Source organism: Micromonospora sp. NPDC050495, assembly GCF_040655175.1.
Classification (GTDB): Bacteria; Actinomycetota; Actinomycetes; order Mycobacteriales; family Micromonosporaceae; genus Micromonospora.
This window is the reverse complement of the sequence record NZ_JBFAJK010000015.1, coordinates 88,885-115,297: the sequence shown is the minus strand read 5'-3', so window position 1 is coordinate 115,297 and position 26,413 is coordinate 88,885. Positions and strand designations below refer to the sequence as shown.

At 72.1% G+C, this 26,413-nt stretch carries 25 protein-coding genes; 4 read left to right on the top strand and 21 right to left on the bottom strand.

Translation table 11 applies throughout. The features are described 5' to 3' along the window. Positions 1-11: 11 nt before the first annotated feature. From AB0I11_RS17510 to AB0I11_RS17490, 5 genes are all read right to left on the bottom strand, one after another. Positions 12-1,262: an AarF/ABC1/UbiB kinase family protein gene (locus tag AB0I11_RS17510; RefSeq protein ID WP_357320790.1), complete on the bottom strand. Its 1,251-nt coding sequence runs from the start codon at positions 1,260-1,262 to the stop codon at positions 12-14. A gap of 5 nt (positions 1,263-1,267) precedes the next feature. Beyond that, the gene (locus AB0I11_RS17505; RefSeq protein WP_357320787.1) at positions 1,268-1,927 is read right to left on the bottom strand and encodes a hypothetical protein; all 660 of its coding nucleotides are present in this window, start codon (positions 1,925-1,927) and stop codon (positions 1,268-1,270) included. An 86-nt stretch (positions 1,928-2,013) separates the two neighbouring features. Next, positions 2,014-2,748, bottom strand: a complete 735-nt coding sequence (locus AB0I11_RS17500; RefSeq protein ID WP_357320784.1) for a DUF6073 family protein — start codon at positions 2,746-2,748, stop codon at positions 2,014-2,016. A gap of 51 nt (positions 2,749-2,799) precedes the next feature. Continuing rightward, positions 2,800-3,237, bottom strand: coding sequence for a hypothetical protein (locus AB0I11_RS17495; RefSeq protein WP_357320781.1), 438 nt, complete (start codon positions 3,235-3,237; stop codon positions 2,800-2,802). Between the two features lie 437 nt (positions 3,238-3,674). Next, positions 3,675-4,226 (bottom strand): carboxymuconolactone decarboxylase family protein, encoded by a 552-nt coding sequence (locus AB0I11_RS17490; protein ID WP_357320778.1) that lies wholly within the window; start codon positions 4,224-4,226, stop codon positions 3,675-3,677. 195 nt (positions 4,227-4,421) lie between these two features. Between AB0I11_RS17490 and AB0I11_RS17485 the strand changes: the two genes are divergently transcribed. Further along, complete coding sequence (locus AB0I11_RS17485) at positions 4,422-5,753, top strand: aminotransferase class V-fold PLP-dependent enzyme (RefSeq protein WP_357320775.1); 1,332 nt, start codon at positions 4,422-4,424, stop codon at positions 5,751-5,753. Between the two features lie 56 nt (positions 5,754-5,809). Here AB0I11_RS17485 and AB0I11_RS17480 read toward each other — a convergent pair whose 3' ends face one another. The 4 genes from AB0I11_RS17480 to AB0I11_RS17465 form a co-directional block, all read right to left on the bottom strand. Further along, a complete protein-coding gene (locus AB0I11_RS17480; protein ID WP_357320772.1) occupies positions 5,810-6,685 on the bottom strand; it encodes an NAD(P)-binding domain-containing protein in 876 nt (291 codons plus the stop codon). Between the two features lie 126 nt (positions 6,686-6,811). Further along, the gene (locus tag AB0I11_RS17475; RefSeq protein WP_357320769.1) at positions 6,812-7,333 is read right to left on the bottom strand and encodes an SRPBCC domain-containing protein; all 522 of its coding nucleotides are present in this window, start codon (positions 7,331-7,333) and stop codon (positions 6,812-6,814) included. 22 nt (positions 7,334-7,355) lie between these two features. Continuing rightward, positions 7,356-7,709 (bottom strand): metalloregulator ArsR/SmtB family transcription factor, encoded by a 354-nt coding sequence (locus AB0I11_RS17470; RefSeq protein ID WP_357320766.1) that lies wholly within the window; start codon positions 7,707-7,709, stop codon positions 7,356-7,358. A 22-nt stretch (positions 7,710-7,731) separates the two neighbouring features. After that, on the bottom strand, positions 7,732-8,082 hold the full coding sequence (locus tag AB0I11_RS17465) for a VOC family protein (RefSeq protein ID WP_357320763.1): 351 nt from the start codon (positions 8,080-8,082) through the stop codon (positions 7,732-7,734). 287 nt (positions 8,083-8,369) lie between these two features. On the opposite strand from AB0I11_RS17465, the gene AB0I11_RS17460 reads away from it, so the two are divergent. Further along, positions 8,370-9,038 carry a class I SAM-dependent methyltransferase gene (locus AB0I11_RS17460; RefSeq protein WP_357320760.1) on the top strand — a complete coding sequence of 223 codons (669 nt, stop codon included), beginning with the start codon at positions 8,370-8,372 and terminating at the stop codon, positions 9,036-9,038. Between the two features lie 53 nt (positions 9,039-9,091). Beyond that, positions 9,092-10,309 carry an acyl-CoA dehydrogenase family protein gene (locus AB0I11_RS17455; RefSeq protein WP_357320757.1) on the top strand — a complete coding sequence of 406 codons (1,218 nt, stop codon included), beginning with the start codon at positions 9,092-9,094 and terminating at the stop codon, positions 10,307-10,309. A gap of 54 nt (positions 10,310-10,363) precedes the next feature. Here the strand turns inward: AB0I11_RS17455 and AB0I11_RS17450 are convergent, their stop codons facing one another. The 11 genes from AB0I11_RS17450 to AB0I11_RS17400 all read right to left on the bottom strand — a co-directional run bounded on the left by AB0I11_RS17450 (position 10,364) and on the right by AB0I11_RS17400 (position 23,531). Continuing rightward, a complete protein-coding gene (locus tag AB0I11_RS17450; protein WP_357320754.1) occupies positions 10,364-10,966 on the bottom strand; it encodes a molecular chaperone TorD family protein in 603 nt (200 codons plus the stop codon). After that, positions 10,963-13,542, bottom strand: coding sequence for a molybdopterin-dependent oxidoreductase (locus AB0I11_RS17445; RefSeq protein ID WP_357320750.1), 2,580 nt, complete (start codon positions 13,540-13,542; stop codon positions 10,963-10,965). The genes AB0I11_RS17450 and AB0I11_RS17445 overlap by 4 nt, the downstream gene beginning before the upstream one ends. Before the next feature lie 5 nt (positions 13,543-13,547). Next, positions 13,548-14,726, bottom strand: coding sequence for an NrfD/PsrC family molybdoenzyme membrane anchor subunit (gene nrfD / locus AB0I11_RS17440; protein WP_357320747.1), 1,179 nt, complete (start codon positions 14,724-14,726; stop codon positions 13,548-13,550). Beyond that, on the bottom strand, positions 14,723-15,289 hold the full coding sequence (locus AB0I11_RS17435) for a 4Fe-4S dicluster domain-containing protein (protein ID WP_357320744.1): 567 nt from the start codon (positions 15,287-15,289) through the stop codon (positions 14,723-14,725). The genes nrfD and AB0I11_RS17435 overlap by 4 nt, the downstream gene beginning before the upstream one ends. A gap of 128 nt (positions 15,290-15,417) precedes the next feature. Continuing rightward, positions 15,418-16,578 carry an FAD/NAD(P)-binding oxidoreductase gene (locus AB0I11_RS17430; RefSeq protein WP_357320741.1) on the bottom strand — a complete coding sequence of 387 codons (1,161 nt, stop codon included), beginning with the start codon at positions 16,576-16,578 and terminating at the stop codon, positions 15,418-15,420. Between the two features lie 13 nt (positions 16,579-16,591). Continuing rightward, entirely contained in the window at positions 16,592-16,945 is a 354-nt protein-coding gene (locus AB0I11_RS17425; protein WP_357320738.1) for a DsrE family protein, read from the bottom strand. Beyond that, positions 16,942-17,829 carry a phosphonate ABC transporter, permease protein PhnE gene (gene phnE / locus AB0I11_RS17420; RefSeq protein ID WP_357320735.1) on the bottom strand — a complete coding sequence of 296 codons (888 nt, stop codon included), beginning with the start codon at positions 17,827-17,829 and terminating at the stop codon, positions 16,942-16,944. Before phnE ends, AB0I11_RS17425 begins: the two co-directional genes overlap by 4 nt. Continuing rightward, on the bottom strand, positions 17,826-18,575 hold the full coding sequence (locus tag AB0I11_RS17415; RefSeq protein ID WP_357320732.1) for an ATP-binding cassette domain-containing protein: 750 nt from the start codon (positions 18,573-18,575) through the stop codon (positions 17,826-17,828). Before AB0I11_RS17415 ends, phnE begins: the two co-directional genes overlap by 4 nt. Positions 18,576-18,718: 143 nt before the next feature. Then, positions 18,719-19,738: a lipase gene (locus AB0I11_RS17410; RefSeq protein WP_357320729.1), complete on the bottom strand. Its 1,020-nt coding sequence runs from the start codon at positions 19,736-19,738 to the stop codon at positions 18,719-18,721. A 77-nt stretch (positions 19,739-19,815) separates the two neighbouring features. After that, on the bottom strand, positions 19,816-22,008 hold the full coding sequence (locus AB0I11_RS17405; RefSeq protein ID WP_357320726.1) for a CRTAC1 family protein: 2,193 nt from the start codon (positions 22,006-22,008) through the stop codon (positions 19,816-19,818). A gap of 53 nt (positions 22,009-22,061) precedes the next feature. After that, positions 22,062-23,531 (bottom strand): DUF6851 domain-containing protein, encoded by a 1,470-nt coding sequence (locus AB0I11_RS17400; protein ID WP_357320723.1) that lies wholly within the window; start codon positions 23,529-23,531, stop codon positions 22,062-22,064. Between the two features lie 535 nt (positions 23,532-24,066). Here AB0I11_RS17400 and AB0I11_RS17395 point away from each other — a divergent pair. Beyond that, positions 24,067-25,506: a DHA2 family efflux MFS transporter permease subunit gene (locus AB0I11_RS17395; protein WP_357320720.1), complete on the top strand. Its 1,440-nt coding sequence runs from the start codon at positions 24,067-24,069 to the stop codon at positions 25,504-25,506. A gap of 86 nt (positions 25,507-25,592) precedes the next feature. On the opposite strand, the gene AB0I11_RS17390 is transcribed toward AB0I11_RS17395, so the two are convergent. After that, the gene (locus AB0I11_RS17390) at positions 25,593-26,276 is read right to left on the bottom strand and encodes a winged helix-turn-helix transcriptional regulator (protein WP_357320717.1); all 684 of its coding nucleotides are present in this window, start codon (positions 26,274-26,276) and stop codon (positions 25,593-25,595) included. Between the last annotated feature and the right edge of the window lie 137 nt (positions 26,277-26,413).

The window sequence follows — 26,413 nt, the reverse complement described above, 5'->3', positions numbered from 1 at the left end:
TGGGCGGGGGCTCAGGCGGCGTCGAGCAGGCCGTGCATGACGTGTGGCGCCGCCTCGAGCTGGAAGTTCATCGACGGGTGGTGGCGCTTCACGGTGCCCTCCAGGGAGAGCAGGCAGAGCAGCGGGAAGACGAACTGGGGCTCGGCGAACAGGCCGCGCCGGCGTTGCAGGTCGAACAGCTCGACGGAGAAGGCGACGAGGCTGAACTCCTGGGCGGTCCGGCCGGCGCTCTCGGTGACCAGCCGGATCACGTCGCGGCGGAAGCCGGCGATGTCGGCGTCGGACGGATCGCCCCGAGTGGTGGAGAGCAGGATGTCGGCACAGGTCTCGCCGTCCCCCCTGATCATGCCGGCGAAGAACTCGGTGAAGGTCCGGCGGGCCGGTTCCCCCATCCGGAAGGCGAAGCCCGCGTCGACCACGGCGACCGTGCCGTCGGTGCGGAAGTAGGTGTTGCCCTGGTGCAGGTCGACGTGGATGAAGCCCTCGATGAACAGCATCCGGTAGACGGCCTGCACCAGCGTGCGTACCTCCTGTTCCCGCACCGCCGGCGGGAGCTGGTGGACGGTGGCGGTGTCCAGGCCGTCGAGGAACTCCATGGTGAGCACGCCCGGCCGGCTGAGTTCGGTGACGACCCGCGGCACGACGACGTCCGGTACCCGCCCGAGGTCCTCCCGCAGCCGGCGCAGGTTCTCCGCCTCGGCGACGAAGTCCAGCTGCCCGAGCAACGAGTCGCCGAGCTGGTCGACGATCTCGGCGAAGGGGATCCGGCGCAGCTTCGGCAGCCGTTGCAGCAGGCGGGCCAGGGCCCGGACCACCGCCAGGTCGGCCCGCATGGCGGTACCGATGTCGGGTCGCAGGACCTTGACCGCGAGACTGCGTCCCTGGCTCTCCGCGCGGTAGACGCAGGCCACCGAACCGCTGGCCACGGGGGGCCGGCGCAGGGCCCGTTCGAGGAAGGCGGGCACCTCGCCGAAGCCACGCCGGACAGTGGTCAGCGCGGCCTCGGCGGTCATCGGTCGGGCCCGGTCGTGGAGCCGGCCGAGGGCCCCGGCGAGCTCGGGGCCGATCACGTCCACCCGGGTGGCGAGCAGTTGCCCGAGCTTCAGGTGGGCCCCGCCGAGCCGGTCGAGCAGCCGGCTAAGTTCGACGCCGAGCGCGCCCGGCCGACGGGCGGCGCGGGCGGCGGCCAGGCGCAGCGCGGCGACGCCGACCTCCCCGCAGACCCGGGCCATCCGGGCCGGCACGGCACGAGTTCGTGGCATGGTGCTCACCTCCTGTCGAGCTGCTCCTCCACGGCGTGCCGCAGCTCGGCCGGCGGCTGCGCGAACACGCCGTCCGGGAGCTCCACGGCCGGACTGGTCCGGATGAATTCGGTGCGGTGGCCCGTACGCAGCCGGGCCACCTCAATCCGCCGGGGCGGTTCCGCTCCCCCGGCGTCGTCGTGCTCGGTGATCTCCCAGGTGCGCAACGGCTCGCCGTCCCGGCTCAGCAGCCGCCGGGCCACGATGTCGCGTTCCGGGTCGACGACCTCGGTGACCTCCAGCGTCGGCAGGCTGGCCGGGCCGAGGTAGCGCCGGCTGCCGGGCGCGGACCGGCCGGCGGGGTCCGCGTCCCGTACGTCGGCCGGGTCGGCCGGGCGCAACGCCGGGTGCGGCCACGCCATCAGGTCGAGGTAGCTGACGTCGGTCAGGGGCAGGCAGTCGAACGTCAGCGGCTCGGCCACCGGCATCGGCGCGGCCATGGTCGGCAGGAACGTGTGGACCTGACAGCGGCCCGCCCGGGTGTCCTCCTCGATCTGCACGTACGTGCCGGACAGCACGGACGGCCGCACGACGAACAGCACCGTGGTGGCCCGGGTGGGACGGTCGCCGTCGAAGCGGCGGGCGAGCAGGTACCGCATCGGGTTGCGGCCGATCGCCGTCTCCACGCTGAAGGTGTAGGCCGTGAGCCGGCCCGCCCGAAGGTTCGGACGGACCGGCCCCGCAACACGCACGTCGTCCATGTGCTCAGCGCTTAGGCGAGCACGCCGGCAAGGTACTCCGGGATCACCGCGCTGTCGATCGGGACGTGGTGCAGGAGCGCACCGATCTCGATGTCCGCCGCGATGAGCTCGCCGACCTGACGGTTCTCACCGTCGTACAGCGGGTACCTCATGGAGGTACGGGAAACGTCGCCGATCGGGGGGACCATGGCCACCCGGGACTCGAGCCGGACGATCTGCTCGCCGGTGGTCACGGTCCGGCCGAGCTGCTCCACCTCGAACTGGGGGTAGATCGCGGTGACGCAGTCCTTGATCGGCATGGGGGTGGTGAAGTGGGAGGGGCTGGGCTTGACCCGCGCGCCCTCCGGCTTCGCCGGGGTGTTCATGACCTTGACCTGGCCGAAGATCTCGCTGTGGCCGGTCACCTGGAGGGAGAGGAACTGGGCGGTGATGGTGGCGCTGGCCCAGTCGAGCTCCCGACCCTCCGCGGCGTGCGGGTCGTGGCGACGGTAGATCGCCATGCCGTGCAGGTCGACGACGTCCTCACCCAGGCCGTCGATGCGGACGTGGATCCGCTCGCGGACGGTGAAGGCCTCCAGGGCCGACGGGGTCAGCGTGTACGGGCGGATCGGGTACAGGTTGCCCGGCCCTCCCCACGCCGCCTCGTGCCCCTCGACGACCTTCGCCGGGGCGAGGCTCTCGCCGTCGATGCCGACGGCGACGCCCCTTTCCTGCAGCATCTTGACGATGTTCAGTGGTTGACTCATGACCTTGTCCTTTCGCTCCTGCGATGTCCTGGACGGGTGCGGCGGCACCGGCTAGTCGGCCAGTGACGCCATCAAGGCATCCAGCCTGTCGACGACGTGCGCGAAGTCGACCTTGCGCGCGGGGATCGCGGTCTTGGCCACCGTCTGGTCGCCCAGTTCGGCCACGAGCACCATGATCAGCCGGTCAAGGTTGTTGTGAGCGATGCTCACCGGGAAGTGCATGAGGGGTACGGCGTGCACCGGGTCCGCCTGGGGCTCGCCGGACTCGAGCCGGCCCTCGGAACCGGACGACTGCCGCCACGCCTGCTCGACGGAGAGGTCGTAGCGGTAGAAGGTCTGGTCGTAGTAGGGACGCCAGCGCTCCCGCAGCTCGTTGGCGGAGATCTTCTCCTCGAGGTAGTCGATGGCCGCGGGCACGAAGACCTTGCGGTACTCGCTGAGCAAGGTGTTGATGTCCGGAGAGGCGAGGGTGCTGCCGGCGGTCGTCATGGCGTTCTCCGATCCTGAGTTGAAGCGGTGGCGGATGGTCGGGCAAGAGAGGCGGTCGGCCCCGCCGCCGGGATACCGCGCGACGTGCGCCATCGGCGTGCGTCGGGGTGTCGGGGCGGCCGGTGCGGCGGCGGAGGGCGTAACCGGGAAGTGGTGCGGTGCGCCGCATCGGTGGGGGTGGCGGCGAGGCAACTGACCAGCCTTGCGCCATCAACAGCCAATCACTTTAGAAAAATATAGTCAACGGTCTTGGATGGATTTTTTCCGCCGAATCTGGCGACCGCCGATCCCGGGCGACCCGGCCGGCGGGCCGCACGAAAGACGGCCAGCAGCCGGGCGCGTACCCGGTGCTGACCGTCGTCCGTCCGCCGACGGGCGTGACCCGTCGACCACTCCGGCCGGCCGCCAGGCGACCGGGCCGACCTCGCTCCGCGGCCTCAGTGGCCGCGGGCGCACATGCTGTAGCCCTCCCGGATGATCGTCGCGGCCATCGGCACGTACGTGGCCGGATCCTCCGGAACCACCACCGCCAAGCCGTCGCAGTAGCGGTTGTACATGCAGAAGGCCGCCGAGATCAGGACGGTGTCGTGGATCTCGATGTCGGTCGCGCCCTCGGCCCGGGCCGCCTCGACCATCCGCTCGGTGACGGCGTGCCCGCTCTCCTGCACCGCGCCGGCGATGGTGAGCAGGGCCTTGAGCTTGGGGCCGATCGGGGCGCTCATGTGGTCGGCGAGCACCTTGTCTACCAGGGACCGGCCCTCGGGGTGCTGCTGGGCGCTCATCTCGCTGTGGGTGTTGGTACAGAACCGGCACTCGTTGAGCACCGACACGTACGCGGCGATCAGCTCGCGCTCGGCACGGGTGAGCGAGTGCTCGTCCCGCAGGAGCACCTCGGCCAGCTCGCTGAGCGGGCGACCCGTCTCCTGCCGGTACTGCATCAGGCCCGGCGTGCCCGGCATGAGGCCGGCGGGCATGGTGACGTGGGGCATGGCGAACTCCCTTGCTGGATGGGTGTCTCGGGCACCGGTGAGATCGGGCCATTCCCGCAACACTCGAATTCTTGCGGGGTTTCCCCCTCCGGGGCCACGTCGGCCAGTGTTCTGCTTTAGAACCATGTAGTCAAGCGATACGCTCCGATCCCAGCAACCGCCCGGCGAGCCGATGTGCGGTGACGAGGAGGCACGATGTCCGCATCGACAGAGACGAATCAGGGTGGGGTCGGTCGACGGTCCCTGCTGCGCGGCGCGGCGCTGGCCGCCCCGGCGGCCGCGCTGCTCCCCGCCGCCACCCCGGCGGCCGCCGCACCGCGTTTTGACCCGCACAACTGGCGCTCGGTGCGGGACCAGTTCCTCCTCACCCGACAGCACGCCCACTTCTCGGCCTTCATGCTGGCGTCCCACCCGGCCCCCGTACGGGCCGCGATCGCGAGCTTTCGCGAGCAGCTCGACAGCTACCCGGAGCAGCACCAGATGGGGGTCGCCGACATCGGCCTGGGCGCGCGCTCCCGCGCCGCCCTGGCCGGCTACATCGGGGCCGATCCAGCGGAGATCGCGCTCACCGACAGCACCACGATGGGCATCGGCCTGGTCTACGCCGGCCTGCGGTTGCGGCCCGGCGACGAGGTGGTCACCACCACCCACGACTTCTACTCGACGTACGAGGCGCTGCGGCTGCGCCGCGAGTCCGACGGCGTGGTGGTCCGGGAGGTAGCCCTCTACACCGATCCCGCCGCGGCGCGCGCCGACCAGATCGTGTCCCGGTTACTGGCGGCCGTCACCGCGCGCACCCGGGTGCTGGCGCTGACTTGGGTGCATTCGAGCACCGGGGTGAAGCTCCCGATCCGGCGGATCGCCGACGCGATCGCCGCCGTGAACGCCGACCGGGACGCCGAGGACCGGATCCTGATCTGCCTCGACGCGGTGCACGGGTTCGCGGTGGAGGACGTCGACGTGCCGGCGCTGGGCGTCGACTTCTTCATGACCGCGACGCACAAATGGCTGTTCGGGCCGCGTGGCACCGGTTTCGTCTGGGGCACGCCGGCCGCCTGGGCCCGGCTGCGGACGACCATCCCCAGCTTCTCGATCCCGGCGTTCGTCGGTTGGCTGACCGGGCAGCCACCCGTGGGGGCGCCGGGTGACCTGCACAGCCCCGGCGGCTACCACTCCTTCGAGCACCGGTGGGCGCTGCCCGAGGCGGTCGCGTTCCACCAGGCGGTGGGCCGGGACCGGATCGTCGCGTACACCCACGCGCAGGCCACTCAGCTCAAGGAGGGGCTCGCCACGCTGCCCCACGTCCGGTTGGTCACCCCGCGCGCCCCGGAGCTCTCCTCGGGGATCGTCTGCTGCGCGATCGACGGATTCGGCGCCGAGGACGCGGTCACCCGGCTGCGGGAGGAGCACCGCATCCTGGCCGGCACCACGCCGTACCGGGAGTCGTACGTCCGGTTCGGGCCGAGCCTGGTGACCACCCCGCAGGAGGTGGCCCGGGTCGTCCGAGCGGTCGCCGCGCTGCGCTGAACCCCGTCGACGGCGACGCCGCCCGGCCGATCGGCCGGGCGGCGTCGTCGTCGGGTTCACCCGCCGGAGATGTTCTTCCCCGCCGCGTCGTAGGCGTGCAGCTGGCCGAGCAGGGACACCACCGCCTGCCCGACCCCCTCCGTCCGGCCCACCTTGACCAGGATCTCGGTCAACGCCTCGATCCACCTGCTGTTGGAGAGCGGGCCGGTGTCGGCCACCTCGAACCCGGCCTCGGTCAGGACGGCCATCGCCCGCCGCTTGGGGGCGCCGTCGTCGCCGGCGACCGGCACCACCACCCGACCGCCCTGGTCGAGCCCGGCGATCTGCCGCGGCGACAGGCAGTTGAGCGCCTTCACCACGGTGCGGGGCGGGAACGCCGAGGCGACGAACTCGGCTCCCGAGCAGACGCCGGCGGGCGTTCCGCCCCGGCTCAGCCCTGGGTTGGACATGTCGATGACCGGGGTGCCGGCCAGCGCCGGTCCGAGGTCGCGGGCGAGCTGCCGGTAGTCGGCGAGAACCGGGGTGGCCAGCAGGATCACGTCGGCCCGGGCGGCGAGCCAGCGGGGATCACCGGCGCGGGCGCCCGGCACGGCGTCGGCGAGCCGACGGGCGCTGCTGGGCCGCCGGCTGGTGAGGCGGACCGGGAAGGCGCCGGCGGCGAAGAGCCGTGCCAGGGCGGAACCCATCGCCCCGCAGCCCACGATGCCGATCGTCGGCCTGGTGGTCGCGCGCGGCCGCGGGACCACCCGGTCCTCTCGCCGGCCGGATGCCTCGCCGGTCGACTCGGGCACCGACAGCGGGTCCTCCGGACGCTGATCCGGGAACGGCTCGTGAGACGCCCGCGACCGCAGTGGTCCCACGTCGTCGGGGATCCCGAGCGTCGACCCGCACCCCGGTGGAGCGGTCAGCCGCCACGGCTCGTCATCGGGCATCACGCCTCAACCCCCGCCGTCTGCGTCGCTTGAGATATCGATCGTATTCAGTGACGATCGGAGACTGTCAAGCGACGCGGCAGGCTGCGAGGAGTGTGCGCCGGCCGGCGTCGGGACCGGGGGCGCTCAGCAGGGCGGCACCTCCGGCAGTGCGGGACTGCCGGAGGTGCTGCCCTCGACGAACGCCGCGAACCGGCGCAGGATGCCTGGCCAGCCGTTGGCGAACTTGTCGTACCTGTCGGACAGGGCCGGGCCGAGGCGTTCCCAGCCGTGGTGGGTCACCGTGACGCGGGTCAGGGCCGGACCGAGCCGCTGGAAGCGGATCTCCACCTCGGTGAACTCCGGCCCGGGAGTCACCTCCCAGGTGAAGGAGAGCGACTCCGGTGGGCGCCAGGACGTGATCCGTCCCCAGTCGGACTGACTGCCGTCCTCACGAACCTCGTAAATGCGCCCGTCGAGGCGGGTCTCGACGACCACGTCGCGCACCGCGCCCGGCGACAGGACCCGGGTCTGGATCGGCCACCACTCGGCGAGCTGCCCGACGAAGGTGTTGAAGGTCCGTTCCTGCGTCGCCTCGACCATCACCGCCTGCCGGATCGGCTCGACGGTGTCATCGGCGGGGCATCTCACGGCATCGGCGGCGGCCATGCCGATCAGTTTGCCAGAATTCCTAGCTGGCAGCCGCCACGCCGCCCTCTTCGCGGCCGGTGTCCTCCACGATGTCGCGGGCCGCCTCCATCCGCTGGCGCCACAGCGCCTCGAGGAAGGCCCGCAGTTCCGAAAGCCCGGTCTCGCTGGCCCGGTAGAGACGCCGGGTCCCCTCCCGCCGCTCGGTCACCAGCCGAGCCTCCTTGAGCACCTGGAGGTGCTGCGACACCGCCGCCCGGGTGACCTCGAACTGCTGAGCGATCTCCCCGGCCGACAGCTCGGTCGGCGCGACCAGAGCCAGGATGGCCCGACGGCGCGGCTCCCCGATGGCACGGAACACGGCGTCGACGTCCTGAGCGGGTCCTTGACTGGGCATCACGGAAACCCTAGCCCGCGGGTCAGACGCGCTGCCAGAGACCCATCCGGTTGCCCTCCACGTCGCTGAAGACGGCGAGGTGGCCGGTGCCGGGGATCTCGTAGGGCTTTACCTCGGTCTTGCCGCCGAGGGACCCCACCTTCTTCAACGCGGCGTTAATGTCGTCGACGACCACGTAGATCAGTACGCCCGAGGTACGGCCGTCGCCGGCCGTCCCGATGCCGCCCGGAATGCCCTCGCCCCCGGTGTCGATCATCGCGTAGTTCATCTGCTCGACGTAGTTGAGCTTCCAATCGAAGAGATCGGCGTAGAACTGGCGCGACTTGGCACCGTCCTTGACGGCGATCTCGAACCAGGCGACTGGCTGTCCCATGACCACTCCTCACAGGGTTTCGGTTCGGCTGCCCGGCCAAGTCTAGGTGCCGGCTTACGTTAGCGCCAGCTTTCGGAAGCGATCACTGTCGGAAAGTCTCGGCACGAGACTTGCTTTCCCGCCGAGCCGCCGCCCACACGCCGCACCCTCGGATCTTGCTGACCTGCGCCGGGACGCTTGACGCCCGGCGCACGGCATCCCTAGGGTTAGCTTCAGATCGCTATAGCTTTTTCAACCAATACTCACCTGACGAGCCCGTTCCCGCCGTCGCAGGAGGTCACGCCCCGATGAGCGCGTTTACATTGGACTGGTTCGACGCCGTCTACCGGGGCGAGGGCCCGTTGGACTTCCCGCCCTGGGACGTCGGTGTCCCGCAGCCCGCCTTCGTCCGACTGTACGAGCGCGGCGAGCTGCGGTACGGGCGGGTCCTCGACGCCGGCTGCGGCACCGGTGACCTCGCCCTCTACCTCGCCGGCCACGTGGTGGAGGTGGTGGGTTGCGACCTCTCCCCGGCCGCCGTCGATCAGGCCCGCCGCAAGGCCGCCAGCCGCGCGCTGCCGGTCCGGTTCGAGGTCGCCGACCTAACCGCGCTCACCCGCTTCGCCGGCTGGTTCGACGCCGTGGTGGACTGCGGCGCCCTGCACGTGCTCGACGCCCCGGACCGCGGCCGCTACCTGCGCTCGCTGCACGAGCTCACCCTCCGGGACGCGACCCTGCACGTCCTGGCGCTCTCCGCGGACGCGCCCCGGTTCGGTCCGGAGGGCCTCAGCCCGGAGACCCTCACCGCCGAGCTGGCCGCGGCCGGCTGGCAGGTACGTGACCTCGACCGGGAGACCCTGCTCGAACGGGTGCCCAACGAGACCGTCGGCCGGGTCCTGCGGGCGTCGCCAGGCGACCTGGTCGAGGTGCCGGCCTGGCTGGCCACCGCCACCCGCCGCCCGGCCGAGCAGCGCTGACGCTCGCGCCGTCCACGCCCGACACATCCTGAGACGGACAGGAGCCGAGAGCGATGACCACCACACAGAACCCGACCACCAACCGGTTCGACGTCACTCCCCGTACCCCGGACGAATGGCTCGTCCGCGCCCGTGAGGTGGCCCGGATGTTGTCCCTCGACGCGGCCGAGCGGGACCGGCTGGGCCGGCCGCCGCACGCGGAGGTCCAGTTGCTGAAGGACTCCGGGCTGGTCACCCTCCTCGGGCCCCGGGAGCACGGCGGCGGCGAGGCGTGGACGACCGCGCTACGCGTCTGCCGGGAGGTGTCCAGGGCGGACGGTTCGATCGGCCAGCTGCTCGGCTACCACTACCTCTGGTCGTGGGCCGTCCGCTTCTTCGGCACCCAGGAGCAGATCGCCGAGGAGGAGGAGAGGTACACCCGCAACTGTCACTTCTACAGTGGCGCGATCAACCCGCGGGACAAGGACCTGGTCGTCACCGACGAGGGTGACACCATCCGGCTCGACGGGCGTAAGACCTTCGCCTCCGGCAGCGGGGTCTCCGACCGGACCTGCCTCGCCGGCAGCCTGCCCGACGGCCGGCCCGTCTTCGTCATCGTCGACGCCAAGTCCCTGGTCTACCACCAGGACTGGGACAACATGGGCCAGCGGCTGACCGAGTCTGGCACCGTAACGGTCAGCGGTGTGCGGCTGCCGTGGAGCGCGGCGATCGGCTACGTCGACAAGATGGCGCACCCGATGCCGTACAACAGCCTCTCGCTGCTCACCCTGCAGCTGATCATGACCAACCTGTACCAGGGCATCGCCGAGGGCGCCCTGGCGACCGCCGCCGAGTACACCCGCACCACGACCCGGCCCTGGCCGTACGGCGGGGACGACAAGGAGTCGGCGACCGACGAGTGGTACATCCTCGAGACGTACGGCGACTTCCGGTCCCGGCTGTGGGCGACGGAGTCGTTGATCGACACGGTGAACGAGGAGCTCGCCACCCTCCTGCACGGCCCGCGCGAGGCGGTGACCTGGCAGCAGCGCGGGGAGACGGCGGTCCGGATCTCGGCGGCGAAGCAGCGCATCATCCAGGACGGGCTGGACGTCTGCTCCCGGATGTTCGACGTGATGGGCGCCCGGGCCACCGCCGCCCGGTACGGCCACGACCGGTTCTGGCGCAACCTGCGTACCCACAGCCTGCACGATCCGGCGGCGTACAAGCGGCGGGAGGTCGGCCGCTACGCGCTCCTCGGCGAGCTGCCGCAGCCGTCCTATTACACCTGACTCGCAGACCCGGGGTGCCGGCGCGGACCGTCGGCACCCCGTTCCACGTCTGCGTCAGGGCAGCAGCGGCAGGACGATCCGGGCCACCGGCGCGTACGGGCCACACCGGGCGCCCGCGGCCACGTCGGTGAGCAGCTCCGGCACCCAGCTCAGCAAGGCGCTCCGGTGCAGCTCCTCGATCGCCGCGTGGGCGGCGGCCCGGTCCAGTGCCCCCTCGGGGTCGCCCGCCGCCGCGCTGTGCAGTCGGTCCAACAGCCCGCACACGACGGCCACGTGGTCCACGGCGACGATCGGCGCCCCGGCGGGAAGGGCGGGCCGCAGCCGGTACGCGGCGAGGAACCCCTCCAGCGCCTGCCGGGCGCCGACGCCCAGCGCCCGGCCCGACCGGGCGGAGGCGTACGGCGGCACCAGCGGACGCGGACCGACGAAGAGCCGGACGTACTCCACGGCAAGGTCCTCCAGCGCGCGCTCTTGGGGCAGCGCGCGCAGCCGGTCGTCCACCAGGTCCAGCCCCGTGTCGCGCAGGCCGGCCTCGGCGGAGAGCCGCAGCAGGGCCGTGTAGAACGGCGGGTCGACCTCGACGGCGAAGGTCCGGGTGGCGAGCCGCCAGCTCGCCGCGACCGCCCGCTGGACGGCGGCGTCGACGGGGGCGCTCATACCCGCCGCACCGTGACGATGGTGTCGTGGTACGCCTGCTGGCCAGAGACCGGGTCCGGGTAGATCGGCATGATGGTGTTCTGCGCGACCGACAGGGCGCCGCTCCACCAGACCCGGCCCTGATCCGGGTCGGCGCTGCGCCCGTAGCCGGGTTGGCCGATCCGGTCGGCGCCGTTGGTGGCGAACGCGCCGCCCTGACGCCGGCCGGCGTTGTGCGAGATCGCGATGACCTGCGGGTGCACCCCGTGGGTCAGGTGCACCCGGGTGCGGATGCTGCCCACCGCTCCCCCGTCGCCGCCGGGCACCTGCCGGTCGTCGGGGCGGTGCCCGGTGGCCTCGATCCAGTCCCCCTCGCGCAGGCCCAGGCGCTGCGCGGTGGCGGGGTTGAGCCACGCCGGGTTGGTGTGCACGATCTCCTGGAGCCACTTGGACTGGCTCGTCCTGTGGGCGTTGTGCACGTTCCACTTGAAGCTGATCATGATGAGCTCGTCGGGGGCGAAGTCCCGCTGGTGGGCCGGAATCGGCTCGTACACCGGCAGCGGCTGGACCGGCACGCCGACCTCGTCGCCCCGGTCGGCGACGAAGGCGCTGCGCACCTCGACCTTCCGCGACGGGGTGGGGAACCCGCGGCGGGGCACGCCGTCGACCATAATGCCGATCGCGACCGGCTTCCCGGTCTTCGGGTCGGTGCCCTGGTGGATGATGCCGGTCTTCGGGTCGGTCCGCGATCCCGCCAGCTCGTCGGCGGCGAGTTCCCGCTCGTACGGCCGGTACGCGGGTTGCTTGGCCGGGTCCTGCCAGACGCCGTGCCGGCGCATGTGGTCCAGACCGCCGGGCACCGGGGCGAAGTACTCGGTCAGGTACTCCTCGACGGAGTTCCACGGGTAGTACTTCTCCATCCCGCCGCCGAGGCGGCGGGCCAGCTCGGGGAAGATCTCCCGGATGTCCTTGGCCTCCCCCAGCGGGGCCACCATGGGCTGGCGCAGCCCGACGTAGTCCACCAGGCTCTGCGGCGGGCGGGAGTCGATGTCCCACCGTTCCAAGTAGGTGGTCCAGGGCAGCACGATGTCGGCGAGGTCGGCGGTATCCGAGTACATCACGTCGATGCAGACGTGGAACGGGATCAGGTCGGTGTCGGTGAGGACCTCCCGGATCAGCCGGGTGTCCGGGAAGGACCAGGCCTGGTCGCAGTTGTAGGTCATCAGCGCCGAGGCCTTCTGCCGCCCCTCCTTGATCCACAGGTAGACGATCTCGGCGACCTTCATCTGGTTCTTCTTCCAGGCGTTCGCCAGCGGCCAGCCCTTCGCCTCGGCGATCAGGCTGCGCCCGGACGGCTTGGGCGGGACCGGCTCCGGTTCCGGCAGCGCCTTGGTGTCCCAGGCCGCCTTCGGGTGCCAGCACCAACCGCCGACCTGGCCCATGTTGCCCACCAGCGCGTTCAGCACAGTGATCGCGCGGTCGTTGTAGAAGCCGTTGCGGTGCGCCGCCGAGCCCCGGTTGCAGATGGTGGTGCAGCGGGGCGCCGCGGCGGCGAACTCCCGGGCGATCCGCCGGATCGCCGTCGCCGGTACGCCGCTCTCCGCCTCCGCGTACTCCGGGGTGTACCGGGCGACGTGGCGGGCGTACTCCTGGGCGGGGACGTTGGACCAGCGGTCGAACCACTCCCGGTCCCACAGCTCCTCCGCGCAGATGACGTTGCTCATGGCCAGCGCGATCAGGCCGTCGGTGCCGGGCTTGACGCAGAACCACTCGTCGGAGAGGGCCGCCGTGTTGGACAGCCGGGCGTCGAAGGTGACGATCTTGGCCCCGTTGGTCGACCGGGCTCGCATCATCCGGGTGGCGACCGGGATGTGTCCCTGGTGGGCCTCGGCCCAGTTGCTGCCGAAGTTGAGGACGTACCGGCTGTTCTCGTAGTCACCGAGGTCCCAGTCCGACTCGCCGATGGTGGCCAGGATGGCGGCGCGGCGGTTCAGCGAGCAGAGCGCCCGGTGGTTGAAGAAGGACGGGGTGCCGTAGGCGTTGAGGAACCGGTTCACCGCGTCGGTGGAGCGGTTGCGGCCCTGCTGGAAGAAGAACTCCTCGGGGCGGCCCTGCTCGCGCAGCGGCCGCAGCCGGTCCGCGATCTCGGCGTACGCCTCCTCCCAGCTGATCCGCCGCCACCGTCCCTCGCCCCGCGCGCCGACCCGCCGCATCGGATAGAGCAGCCGGTACGGGTCGTAGAGCACAGAGGGACCGGCCACCCCCTTGGCGCACACCGCGCCCCGGCTGTTCGGGTCCTCGGGATTGCCCTCCACCCCGACCAGCCGCCCGTCCCGGACGTGCCCGATGATGCCGCAGGCGGTGGTGCACATCTGGCACATCGACGGGACCCGGCGTACCGGCTCGGCGGGAGACGAGGCGGCGGCGCCGCCGTCCGGGCCGGCGGCGGCGACCAGTTCGGCACCGGCCAGCCCGGCGAGCGCCCCGGCCGCCACACCGCCGAGCACCAGCAGGTCCCGGCGGGTGAGTGCCCAGCCGTCCGGGGGTGGCCCGGGTTCTGCCGACGGGGTCGGGACGGTTGCGACTTCTTCCGGCATGACGGTCACCCTCCGACGTAGAACAGCAGCAGACGGGCGGCGCAGGCGCCCACGGCGACCGCGACGGCGGCGCCGCCGACCACGGCCCGACGGCCGTCCGCCAGCAGCGCGGCGGCGGGGGCGACGAGGCCCACCGCCACGACGGCCACCCACCAGGAGACGGCGTCGACCCCGGTGGTCAGGTCGTCGACCGACCCGGCCCGGCGCGGGTCGCCGAGCAGGCTCAGCGCTTCGAAGGCCAGCGCGACGGCGTACGCGCCGAGCAGGACGAGCAGCAGCCGGCGGACCGGGGGCAGCAGGCCGGCGAGGCCCAGCCGCGCCGGCGCGGCGGCCGCCAGTACACCGACCACGGAGGCGCCGAGCAGCAGCGCGGTCAGCAGGAACAGCAGCGCCCCGCCGCTGGTGCCGGCCAACGGCGCGGACCAGGTACGGGAGAGCACTGCGGCCGGGTAGAGGGCGAGGGCGAAGCTGGTGGCGAGCAACCCCCCGCGGACCACCGGCTCCAGGGCGGCCCCGACGGTGCTGCCGCCGACCGGCCGGAGCCCGGCGGAGTCCGCCACAGGCCGGGCCTCGGCGGAGTCAGCGATAGGCCGGGCCCCGGCGGAGTCGGCGACGGGCCGGGCCCCGACTGCGTCGGCTGCCGTGACCACGCGGGCCGAGGTCGCGACGCCGGTGGAGGTCGCGACGCCGGCCGTGGTGGCCAGGGCGGCGCCGGTGGGCGTCCCGCCGCTCCCGGGGGCCGCTGATGCGCCGTCCCGGTCGCGAGGTGCCGGGACGACCGACGGCCGGACCATGGGGGCGTCGGCGACGTCCGGGTCGACGGATGGTGCGGCGGCAGTGAGCCGCCGGTGCCGCTCGACGGCCCAGACGGCGACGACCAGCAGGGCGAACTCGACCGCGATGAGCTTGGCGCCCACCGCGATCGGCGAGCCGAGGTTGTCGAAGCGGGTCAGCATCAGGAAGAACCGGTCGGGCCGGCCGAGATCGACCACGAGCAGCACGGAGATCACGACCAGGGCGGCGGCGGACACCCGGTCGGCGTAGCGACCGAGGCGGCCGCCCGGCCCGCCGGCCCGCCGCAGCCACCAGCTGACCAGGCCCAGGCCGGCGGGCACGCCGAGGAGCACGAAGTACGCGGCGACGAGGGCGCCCCAGGGCCGGTCGGCGGTGAGCGGTGCGGTCATCGGCGCCCCTCCGGCCGGCCGGACAGGTCCCGGCCGGTGTCGACCTGCACCCCGTTGACGGCGATCAGCGGCAGGGCGTTGCGCGGGTCGACGTAGTGCACCCGGGGCGAGGTGCCGGCGGACTCCTTCCAGACGGTGGTCGGGTTCGCCGCCGTCCGTCGGGAGATCTCGCTGTCCGGGTCGTCGAGGTCGCCGAAGACCCGGCAACCCGTGGGGCAGGCGGACACGCAGGCCGGTTCCCGCCCCTCGGCCGTACGGTGCGCACAGAACGTGCACTTCTGCGCCGCGCCCTTGTCCTCGTCGATGTAGATGGCGTCGTACGGGCACGCCGACATGCAGTACCGGTTGACGTTGCAGTCGCCCTCCGAGATGACCACCTGGCCGTCCGGCAGGCGGCTGATCGCGTCGGTGGGGCAGGCGTTCAGGCAGGGGGCGTCCTCGCAGTGGTTGCAGAGCACCGGGACGAAGTGCCGGGTGACCGTGGGATAGGTGCCGGACTCGACGTAGTGGACGGTGTCGCGGAACGCGCCGAGCGGCACGTCGAACTCCGCCTTGCACGCCACGGAACAGGCGTGACATCCGATGCAGGTACTCAGGTCGATGAGCATGCCCAGTCGTGCCAAGGTCAACCTCCGCGGTGGGTGGGGCGCCGCCGTGCCGCTGGTCGGGCACGGCGGGTACCCGGGGGTGGTCAGGTATTCCAGCGGGCCAGCCAGTCCCGTTCCTGCTGCTGCTTCTCCTGGTGGTAGGCGGTCGAGGGTTCGTACAGGGTGACGGCGGGGGCGGGCGGGTCGAGGAAGTTGCCGGCGCCCTTGGCGGCGCGGTGCCCACCGATCTCGACGTAGCAGGAGCCCTCGCCGGTGAACCAGGGCTCCGGCCCGTCGTAGCCGAGGTGCCGGGCGACGCCGGCGGCGGCGGCCTCCGCCTCGGCCTCGGCGAAGACGGCGGCCTTGGGCAGCGGCTTGCCGTTGGGCAGGGTGAGCGCGGAGGTGTCCCCGATGGCCCAGACGCCGGGTACGGCGGTGCCCAGCGTGCGCGGGTCGACGGGGATCCAGCCGTTCGGGCCGAGGCCGGTGGAGACGACGGCGGCCGACGGCCGGTGCGGCGGTACGGCGACGAGGAAGTCGAACGGCTCCGCGGTGTCGTCGGTGAAGAGCATCCGCTGCCCGGCGAGGTCGATGCGGTCGATGGTGCGGCCGGGGTGGAACCCGATCCCCTGCTCCTCCATCATTCCGACCAGCGCCTTGCCGACGTCGGGGCCCGCCACCGCCATGGGCAGCGGGTCGGGGGTGAAGGTGTCGATGGTGACCGCGTCCCGCACACCCCGTTCGCGGAGGAGGTCGGCGATGAGGAACGCGCCCTCGAAGGGGGCGGCCGGGCACTTGAACGGCACGCCGGCCACGAGCACGGCCACCCGGCCGGTGTCCACGTCGAGGAAACGGTCCTTCAGGTGGGCGGCCCCGGAGAGGGTGTAGAACTCCCCGGCGCAGCCGGCGTCGACGGCGGTCGTCAGGTTCGGGATCCGGCTCGGCGCCAGCTGCGCGCCGAGCGCGATGACGAGCGCGTCGTACGTGAGCACCCCCCGGTCGGTGAGCACGGCGCGGGAGGTGACGTCGATGGACTCGACGGTGCCCAGCCGCATCTCGATGCCGGGCAGCTCGCGGGGCTTGACCCGGACCTCCTCGGCGTCGCGCCAGCCGCGCATGACCCAGAGCAGGGACAGGCCGAGCACGCCGTCGAAGGAGCGGTCGACGAGCACCACCCGGTCGTCGTCGGGCAGCAGCTCGCGCAGCCGGGTGGCGGCGGTGAGCCCACCGACCCCGGCGCCGAGCACGACAACGGTGTTCGCCATGGTCGGCACCTCCTCAGACGTTGATGACCTTGTCGGCCCAGGCGGTCCACTCGGCCAGTTCGACCATCGAGGAGCGGTGGGTGCCCGGCACGATGCGGTCCTCGGCCATGCCGCGGGCGTCCATGCAGGCGCCGCAGTTGCCAACCACGCCGCCCTTGTCGGTAAAGGCGGTGATCATTTTGTCCAGGTTGTAGTAGCCGTTCGGCACCTTCTGCCCGCTCGCGGTGGCCGCCACGGCGTCGCCGAACATGAACACCCGGACCTCGTTGGCGCCGTCGGCGTCCACCATCTGACGGGCCCAGCGGATGCCGTTGTAGGTGCGCTCGGTGCCGTAGGGCGGGTCGTGCAGGACGAACAGGATCTTCATGACTGCCTCCTGAGGGACTGGGGGAACCGGATGCTGCAGCGCAGGTCACGGTTCGGGGCCGCCGCGCCGAGACGGCCACGGACGGCACGGGACAGGCGGTCCACCCCGACGACGAGGACCACCACGGCGACCATCAGGGTCGCCATCTGCTGGTAACGGAAGAGGTTCATGGCGATGCCGAGGGCCTGGCCGATGCCGCCGGCACCGACGAAGCCGATCACCACCGAGCTGCGGATGTTGCACTCCCACTGGTAGAGCAGCTGGGAGGCGACGTTCGCCCGGGCCTGGGGGAAGATGCTAAAGAGGGCGGTGGCGGTGCGGGTGGCGCCGGTCAGCCGCATCGCCTCCACCGGGCCCGGGTCGACCGCCTCCAGCTGTTCGGAGCAGAGCTTGGCGAGCAGACCGGCGGCGTGCAGGCTGATCGCGTACACGCCGGCGGCCGGGCCGAGCCCGACGGTCGCCACGAACAGCAGGGCCCAGAGCAGCTCCGGCACCGCCCGCAGGACGGTGGCCACCGCCCGCGCGCCGGCGGAGAGCCAGCGGGCGGTCTGCACGTTCGCCGCCATCAGGACAGCGAGCGGCAGGCCGAGCACGGCGCCGAGGAAGAGCGCGGCGACGGAGATCTGCAGTGTCTCGACCACCGCGGTGACCACGCGCGACAGCAGCTCGTGGTCCAGTTCGGGCGGGAACATCCCGCGGAGCAGCCGGGCGGCGCCGGCCCGGCCGCGGACGAGGGACGCAACGCCGACGTCGGTGTTGAGCAGCGACCACAGCACGGCGGCGGCAGCAGCGGCGGCCAGCAGCGAGCGCGTCGGCCGCCGCCGGCGCCGCCGGTCGGGCGGCTCGGGGGCGGTACGGGTGGGGATGTCGGCGGTGGCGGTCATGACCCGACCCCCACCGGCCGGCGTCCGTAGATCTCGTGGACCGTGTCGTCGGTCAGGGCGGCGCCGTCGAAGACGACGCTCCCCTCCCGCAGGGCGATGATCCGCGGGAACTGGCGGGCCACGGCGAGGTCGTGGGTGGTCACCACCAGGGTGGCGCCGTCCGCGCGCCGCAGGTCCGCCAAGGCCTCCTCGGCCCGGCGCGGGTCCAGCCCGCTGGTGCTCTCGTCGGCGAGCAGCAGCCGGGGGGCGGACAGCAGCGCCCGGACCAGTGCGACCCGCTGGCGTTGCCCGCCGGACAGGTTCTCGATCGGTACGTCGAGGAAGGCGTCGACCTCGTGCCGCCGGGCCAGCGCCTGCAGCCGGGCGGCGTGCCGGTGCGGCACCCGGCCGCGGAGCACGACGAGCCAGTCGGTCAGCCGCCAGTGGTGGCTCTGGCCCATCAGGACGTTGGCGCGAGCGCTGAGCCCGCGGACGAGGTCGTCGCGCTGGCGGACGATCCCGGTGGCGCGCCGGATGCGGGTCACCTCGCCGCCGCGTCCGTACGGGTCGAGACCGTCCACCCGGACCTGGCCGGCGAGCGGGCGTACGGCGCCGAGGACCACCCGCAGCAGGGTGCTTTTCCCCGCTCCGGAAGGGCCGAGCAGGGCCACCTGCTGGCCGTCGGTGACGGTCAGGTCGATCCCGTCGAGCACGGGCGGGCGGTGGGCGGACAGGGCGACGGTGACCTCGGTCAGTCGAATCTCCATTGTGCTCGCCGCCGCCTTCCGTACGGTTGTCGTCTCGCAGGTTATCTATTCCAACGACTATTGGAGGTGTATCCGAATGGTCACGCTCTGCGCAAGACCTTCCCGTGGATGTTCCACCGCCCGGGACGCCGCCGGACGGTGGCTCAGCTCCCGGAACCGGCCGCCGAGCTGGCGTACCAGGCCAGCGGCGGCTCCGCCGTCACCTTCGGGGCGGTGTCGAAGTAGTGGTTGAAGACCCCGCCCATCCGGGCCACGTCGTCCGGGAAGGTCCGCGGGTCGATGCCGGTCATCAGGGTGCGCTCGCAGACCGCCGGGTCGACCCGCTGCCAGCGCGCCGGCCCGGGGTGGCGCAGCGCGTCCAAGGCGACCGCCTCGGCCACAGGGTCGATCGTGCCCACCGTGAGGTGGTCGGAGGTGTCGCCGGGGCAACGGTCCTGCAGCCGCACGTTCGCGATCCGGCCCGGCCCGGTCAAGTCCGCCGTCTCCGGCGGGACCAGCGGGTCCGCGTCGGAGCGGATCACCGTGTACGAGATCCCGGGAAAGGTCTCCTGCCCGGAGTTCAGCGCGGCGTAGAACCGGGAGCCGACCCGCTGCTGCCAGCCGGCCGGGGCGCAGTAGTCCGCGCACAGGGCGGTGCCCAGGGCGGTGCCGTGGTTCGTCGGCGCCAGGCCGATCACGTCGTCCACCCGCTGCCGGGTGTCGGGCCAGAACCGCAGGGCCCAGCGGGCGACCATGCCGCCCTGGCTGTGCCCCATGACGCTGACCCGGTGGCCGGAGAGCCGGTTCATCGTCCGGATCGCGTACACCACGTACTCGGCCCGGACCTGGATGTCCTCCATGTTGTGGTTCGCCCACTCGCTGCCGGCGGGATCGCTGGCGCACCAGGGAATGCCCTCCCGGGTCAGCGTCCGCTGCCAGTTCCAGGCGTAGTTCTCGCCGGTGTTGAGCGCGGTGGACGCGAGCAGCAGCACCGGCGCGCGGCGGGCGTGCGTCACCCCGGGACTGCAGGTCAGGCTCGCGGCCAGCCGGTCGGCGGGCACGCTCAGCGGCGAGCCCGTGCGGTGCGACACGGCGTTGCCCTCGGTGGCGCGGGCCGGCGCGGACACGGCCAGCGCGGTGGCGGCGCAGGCCGCCATGGCGACGGCCCGGGTTCCCAGACGCATCGGGTGACTCCTTTCACAGATTCCGACGGATGGGCCTGGTCGCCCGCCGGAGGACCGGCGGGCGACCGGGTCGCGGGTCACGAGGTGTGGTGCGCCTCGTGGTACGCCTGGACGGCGCTGGCGAAGAACCGGCCCTGCTCGGTCCGGCTCAGCTGCCCGGCGGCGACCAGCTCACGCAGCGACCGCTGCACGCAGGCGGTGTACGTCTGCACCGACATCGACGTGTCGGCGAAGCTGCACGGGATCTCCGGGAAGTCCACCTGCTTGCCGGCCTGCACCCCGTAGAGCTTGTTGCGGACCCCGCCCGGCCAGAGCACCTCGACCGTGCCGGTGCGCGCCCGGCCCATCCCGAAGACGCCGTCCAGGGCGTCCTGGGAGGACATGCTGGACCCGGCCATCACCGGGCGGATGGCGGTGAGGCCGTTGTGCGGGGTGAACTTGACGACGGCGCCGACGCCGTCGCGGTTGACGCTGCCGCCGGTGGTGACGCCCACGCTTCCGCGGGTCCGCACGGTGGCCGACAGGTTGCCGTTGCCGCTGTTCAGCTTCACCGACAGGCTGCCGGGCTCGGTGTGGTTCCCGGTCGGGCGGAAGGTGCCCGGGTTCTCCGGGATCGGCGCGTACACCTGCAGGTAGCTGGCGCCCTGGTCGAACGGCGAGTCGTAGTCGAAGGGCTTGACGTCGCCGTAACGGGTCAGGTCGCCGACCTTGCGGGACTGGGCCACGCTCACCACGTCGGTGAAGCCGTCGCGGTTGAGGTCACCGGCGGCCACGCCGACGACCAGACGACGCCGCTCGTCGGCACCGGCGTCGCTGATCGCCGGGTCGTACTCGAACGACGGGTAGAAGCCCTTGCGCAGCGCCTGCGGGCCCTTGTTCCGGAGCAGGGCCGCCGGGTTGTCGGCGGTCGCGCCGAAGAAGACGGCGTCCAGGCCACCCTGGTAGAGGATGTCGGTGGCCCCGTCGTTGTCGTAGTCGAAAGCGGAGGTGCCCCAGCCCCACGGGGTGGCGCCCAGGCCGCCGAGGTCCGGGTCCGCCCCGTTCTTCGCCGGCTCCTGGATGGAGGAGCGCCGCGGGTCGGCGAAGGTGCCGTCCGGGCGTTGCAGCAGCCACCGGCTGCTCAGGTCACCGAGCTGGTTCTGCACCCCGGCGAGCGGGATCATCATGTAGTCGCCGCCGTTGGTGCCGAAGACGTCCAGCGTGCCGTCGAAGTTGAAGTCGCCGTAGGACATGCCCATCCAGGCGCCGGGCTCCATCCCGATGTCGTAGGTAACGTCGGTGAACCGGCCGTGGCCGTCGTTCTGGTAGGTGCGGATGAAGCCGCGGTCAATGCCGCCGTACTTCTTCATCGGGATCGCGCCCTGGTCGTTGCCGACCATGATGTCCGCGTCACCGTCCTGGTCGTAGTCGACGGCGGCGATAGCCCAGGAGGGGTCGGCGAACGGAGCCGTGTCCCCCGGCGGCGGCTCCTTCACCACGGTATTGGTGAAGCCGGAGCTGTCGCTGACGTCGGTGAACCGCCGGCCGTCGACGTTGTGCAGCAGCTGGTTGCGCTGGTTGAGCGCGTACGGGACGGCGACGATGGCCAGCGCCTTGTGCATGTCGAAGGAGTTGGCGATGGCGATGTCGAGCAGGCCGTCGCTGTCGAAGTCGGCCATCGTGCAGCTCGGGTGGCTCAGCGTACCGGCGCCGGCCCCGCTGCTTGCGGTGATGTCGGCGAAGGTGCCGTTGCCGTCGTTGCGCAGCAGGTGGTTCGAGGCGTGCCGGCCGAGCACGTACAGGTCGGTGTCGCCGTCGTTGTCGACGTCCCCGGCACAGGCACCGTTGCTGTCCACGTCGGTCAATGCCGCGCCGGCGCTCTGCGCCACGTCGACGAAGTTGACCTGATGGTCGCGGCGCAGCCGGTTCTGGAACAGGCTGTTCGCCCGGCCGGGACCGTTGGTGACGTACATGTCCAGGTCGTGGTCGCCGTCGTAGTCGAGGAGCACCACGCCGGCGATGCCGCGGCTGTGGATCGGCTCCTGGGCGAAGTCCTGCAGGGTGACGATCGGCCGCTTGAGGTTGGCGTCGCGGATCGCCTGCTCCGGGGAGGAGGCCCGGACGTACCCGCCGAGGCTCGTGCCGGGCAGCGCGATCTCCCGGAAGCTCACCCCCGCTCCTGCGTCGTCGGCCGTCGCCACGCCCGGTGCCACGGCGGCGCCGGAAACGGCCAGGACGGACACCACGGCGACGGCGAGCGCGTCGCGTCGTACGCGTCTTCTGGGTTTCATCAGGTCTCCATTCGGTGTTGTCGGCTGATCGGGATGCGGTGTGGCGGCGGGGTTCACGGGGCCCCCGTGCCGTCGGTCTGGACCGCCGGGTCGGCGACGCCGGCGAAGTAGAGGCTCGCCTCGCGCCAGGCGGAGACACCCGCCGCGTGCCCGAGGGTGCGGCTGTAGCGGACAGTGGGACCGAAGTGGATGCCGCCGATCAGGCGGGACGCGCTGTTCTGCTCGTCGGCGTCGGAGAAGGTGGCCCAGGAGAGCGTGACGTCGGTGCGCGGCGCCACGCCCGGCTCGACCCGGGACGATCCGGCGTGGACGACGGCCGATCCGCCGTACGCGTCGCTGCCGGTGAAGGAGCGCAGCACCTCGGTGGCGGCGGCGCCGAAGGTGCTGTGGCCGGAGGGGAACTCGGCGAACGGCGGCGTGCCGAACGCGGCCGGCTGGTACGGCATCCAGGTGGCGCCGTCGATCACCCGGGAGCCCTGGCCGTTCGGCGTCCAGGTCGGGATGTGCTTGCCGCGGAAGACGTAGCGGACAGCGCTGATCGGGCGGACGTAGTCGTAGCGGGCCTTGCGGCCCCAGGCGTCGATGCTCGCCTCGAACACGGCGTTGGTCATCGCGAAGAAGAGCTTGGCGTCCTGGTCGACGGAGTGGTGGTCCCGGTGGGAGACGAACTGCGCTACCCGGGCCCAGGTGCCGGGGGGCATGGCGTAGCCGGTGCCCTCGTCGGCCCAGTACTCGGCGGTGGCCTTCTCCCGGTCCGTCAGGTGGGCCGAGATGGCGACCAGCTCGCGGGCCTGGTCGACGTACCCCTTGCTGCCGTACCGCGGCGGCGTCTGCTCGGGCACGGTCACCTTGGTCCGGCCGGCGAAGGGCGTCACCTCGCCCCAGTGCGGGGCGATGAAGGTCTGCGGCTCGGGAGTGCCGATGACCTTCCACATCAAGGGCTGCCAGTGGTTGGGGTCCTGCATGGTGTCGTCGCCCATCGGCTGGTCCATCACCATCGGCTTGTTGACGGGCTGGTAGCCGGTGTAGTCGTTGTAAGCCCCCGGGGCGAGGTCGCCGAGCTGGTTGGCGCCGTCGTGGTGGCGGTAGTCGAGCACCGCCTGGCACGCGCGGACGCCGGTCGTGCTGGCCGTGGAGCCGCCGGTGAGGGGATAGCCCAGCTCGGCCATCACCGCCTCGGCCCGGGCGCGCGACGCCGGCCACAGGTCGACGGCGGCGGTGAAGGCGGCGTAGCTGATCGCCTCCTCCTTGTTGCGCGTCGTCCGCTCCGCCGGAGGGCGGCGCAGCAGGGTCCCGAAACGGGTGCCGGCGGCGCGGCCGTCGTAGGCGGCCCAGGCGTCGTAGATGCAGGTGTGGATGATCGCGAGGGCGCGCGCCGCCACGGGCGGGCCCATCACCGCGTCGGTCACCGCGTCCAGCGCCAGGTTGTCCCACCGCACCACGACGGTGTCCGCCGGAGCCGGACGCGCTTCGTCCGGTCGGGCCGACGCGGGCGTCGGGGTGGCGGACAGCACGAGTGTCACCGCGGTCAGTGCCGCAGCGGCACCGACGCCTTTGTTTCGGAGTTTCACCTTGGCCTCCAGTTGGCGATCGCCGTCGATCGGGCGCGCCGCGACCGCCCCACGAGGCGCAGGACGGAGGGTGCGGCGGGTGCGGAGGATCGACGGACCTTCCGTCGAGGGAGCCGACGGATCGGGGGTGTCTGTACCGGACCGGAGGGCCGGGTGGCGTCGGCGCGGACCCTCGTCCCCGATGACCTGCGACGACAACACTGACCTCGGCCAGCTATACGTACGTGAAGCAGACTAGCTCCGGGGTCCGGGGCCGTCTATATAGCACTACCTATTTTCTTAGTAGTTGCGGTACCACTTCGCAAGGAAGTGACATCCCGCCAGGCAGAACATCCACCGATCGGCGTTGTTCGGTTGACGCTTTCGAAAGCGTCTACTAACGTTCGGTTCGTCCCGGAAGCGACGTGTGGGCGGGCGCTTGACCGACGCCCCGACCGGAGTCCGCCGTCACCGCTTCGACAATCTGACCCTCCTAGACGGAGTGATCATGGCGCTCGACGACGCAAGTTACTCACCGGCGCGGCAGCGATGGACCCTGGTCCTCGCCTCGGTCGCCTCGTTCATGGTCGGCTTGGACGTGCTGGTCATCACGACCGCGCTGCCCACCCTGCACCAGGAGCTGGCCGCCGACACCGCCGCGCTCGGCTGGACCATCAACGCGTACGAGATCGGCTTCGCCGCGCTGATCCTCACCGGCGCCGCCCTCGGCGACCGGTACGGACGGCGCCTGTGGTTCCTGATCGGCGTCGCCATCTTCACGGTCGGCTCGGTGTGGTGCGCGCTCAGCTCCACCATCGGCATGCTGATCGCGGCCCGCGCCCTGCAGGGCATCGGTGGCGGGATCGCCACCGCGCTGGCGCTGGCGGTCATCGCGGCGGCGACCCCCCCGGCCAGGCGCGGCGCGGCGTTCGGCATCTGGGGGGCCATCACGGGCCTCGCCGTGGCGGTCGGCCCCCTGGTCGGCGGTGCGGTGATCGAGGGCTTCGACTGGCAGTGGATCTTCTGGCTCAACGTGCCGGTCGGACTCCTGCTCATCGGCCTGAGCCTGGTGAAGATCAGCGAGTCCCGGGGGGAGTCCAAGCCGGTCGACATCCTCGGCCTGGTGCTCTCCACCGCCGGCGTGATCGTACTGGCCCACGCCCTGATCCGCGCGGGCGACATCGGCTGGACCAAGCCCTCGGTGATCGCCGGCCTGGTGGTCGGCGTGGTCCTCATCGTCGCCTTCCTGCTCTGGCAGCGGCGGGCGGCGGCGCCGATGATGCCGCTGGGCATCTTCCGCAACCTCAGCCTCGCCGGCGGCTCCGGCGCCAGCTTCGCCCTCGGCGCGGCCCTGTACGGCGGCGGCTTCCTGCTCGCCCAGTACCTCCAGCTCGCGCTCGGCTACGACCCGCTCGAGGTGGGCATCCGGCTGCTGCCGTGGGTGGCGCTGGCCCCGCTAGTCTCCCCCATCGCCGGGCGGGTCGCCGACCGGATCGGCGAGCGCCCGCTGGTCGCGCTCGGTCTGTTCCTCTTCGCCGTCGGCTTCCTGCTGATCGGCACCCGGGCGACCGCGCAGGACGGGTACGGCAAGATCATGCTGCCGCTCTTCATCGCCGGCGTCGGTGTGGCGACCGCCTTCCCGACCATCGCCTCCGCGGTGATGCGCTCGGTCGAGCCGGCGCACGTCGGCATCGCCTCGGGGATCAGCAACACCAGCCGACACGTCGGCGCCGTCTTCGGGGTGGCCGTCGCTGCGGCCGTCTTCTCCACCTTCGGCGGCTACCGCTCGCCGCAGCAGTTCGCCGACGGCTTCGGCCCGGCCCTGATCGTGCTGGCGGTGATCACCCTGGTCGGCCTGATCCCGGCGCTCATCATCCGGCCGCCGGCCACCGAGGCGTCGCCGGCCGTGTCGGGCCGGCAGCAGGACGCCGACGTCATGCGCGGCTGAGACCTTACGGACGACGGGACCCGGCCGGGCGCGAGGAGCGCCCCGACCGGGGTCCCGTCATTCGTTGCGGCGTACGCGGGAGCCAGCTACGCGGCGCGCGCCACGGACGCCACCGGGCCGGCGTCGAGGCCCAGCAGCAGGCAGGCCCGCAGGACCGCCTCCATGTCGCCGTCCATCGCCAGCTTGCCGGTCACCATCGCCGCCAGCGGCGTCAACCGGCCGGCTCCGATCTGCACGAAGGTGGCGGCGTCCGTGGTGGCGGTCATCGCCGGGTCCGGGGCGGGACCCTTGACCGTCCGCGCCGCCCCGTCCCGCACGTCGATGTGGAAGACCTCGTCGGCGACGCGGAACTCGTACTGCTCGTCGAGGTCGGACACCTTCGCATCGTCGATCATCGCCTCGATCGCCAGGAAGCCCCAGTGCGGCCGGACGGTGTCGTCGGCGGAGAGGTTGCCCAGGTGGTCCATCCCCCACCGGGCGAGGCCGAGGACGAGCGGGCGCAACTGCTCGCCACTCTCGGTCAGCTCGTACGCCTGCCGGACCGCGGAGCCCGGGGCCTCGACCTGGCGCACCACACCCTGCTCCACCAGGAATTTCAAGCGTTCAGCGAGCAGGTTGGTGCCCACGCCGGGCAGGTCGGCCAGCAGGTTGCCGTAGCGTCGGGGGCCCATCATGAGCTCGCGGACGATCAGCAGGGTCCAGCGCTCACCCAGCACGTCGAGGGCGGCCGCGAGGCCGCAGTACTGGTTGTAGGTCCGCCTCTTGGTCATGACAGTGCCTCCACCGCACTATATTAACCGATAGTGTCGGCGGTCGGGCAACCCGACGGGCCAGCGGATCCGGCGGCCCCGGGAGGGCCGACGTATCCGCTGGTCAGCGGTGGTCCGTGGGCAACTGTCGGCGCGGC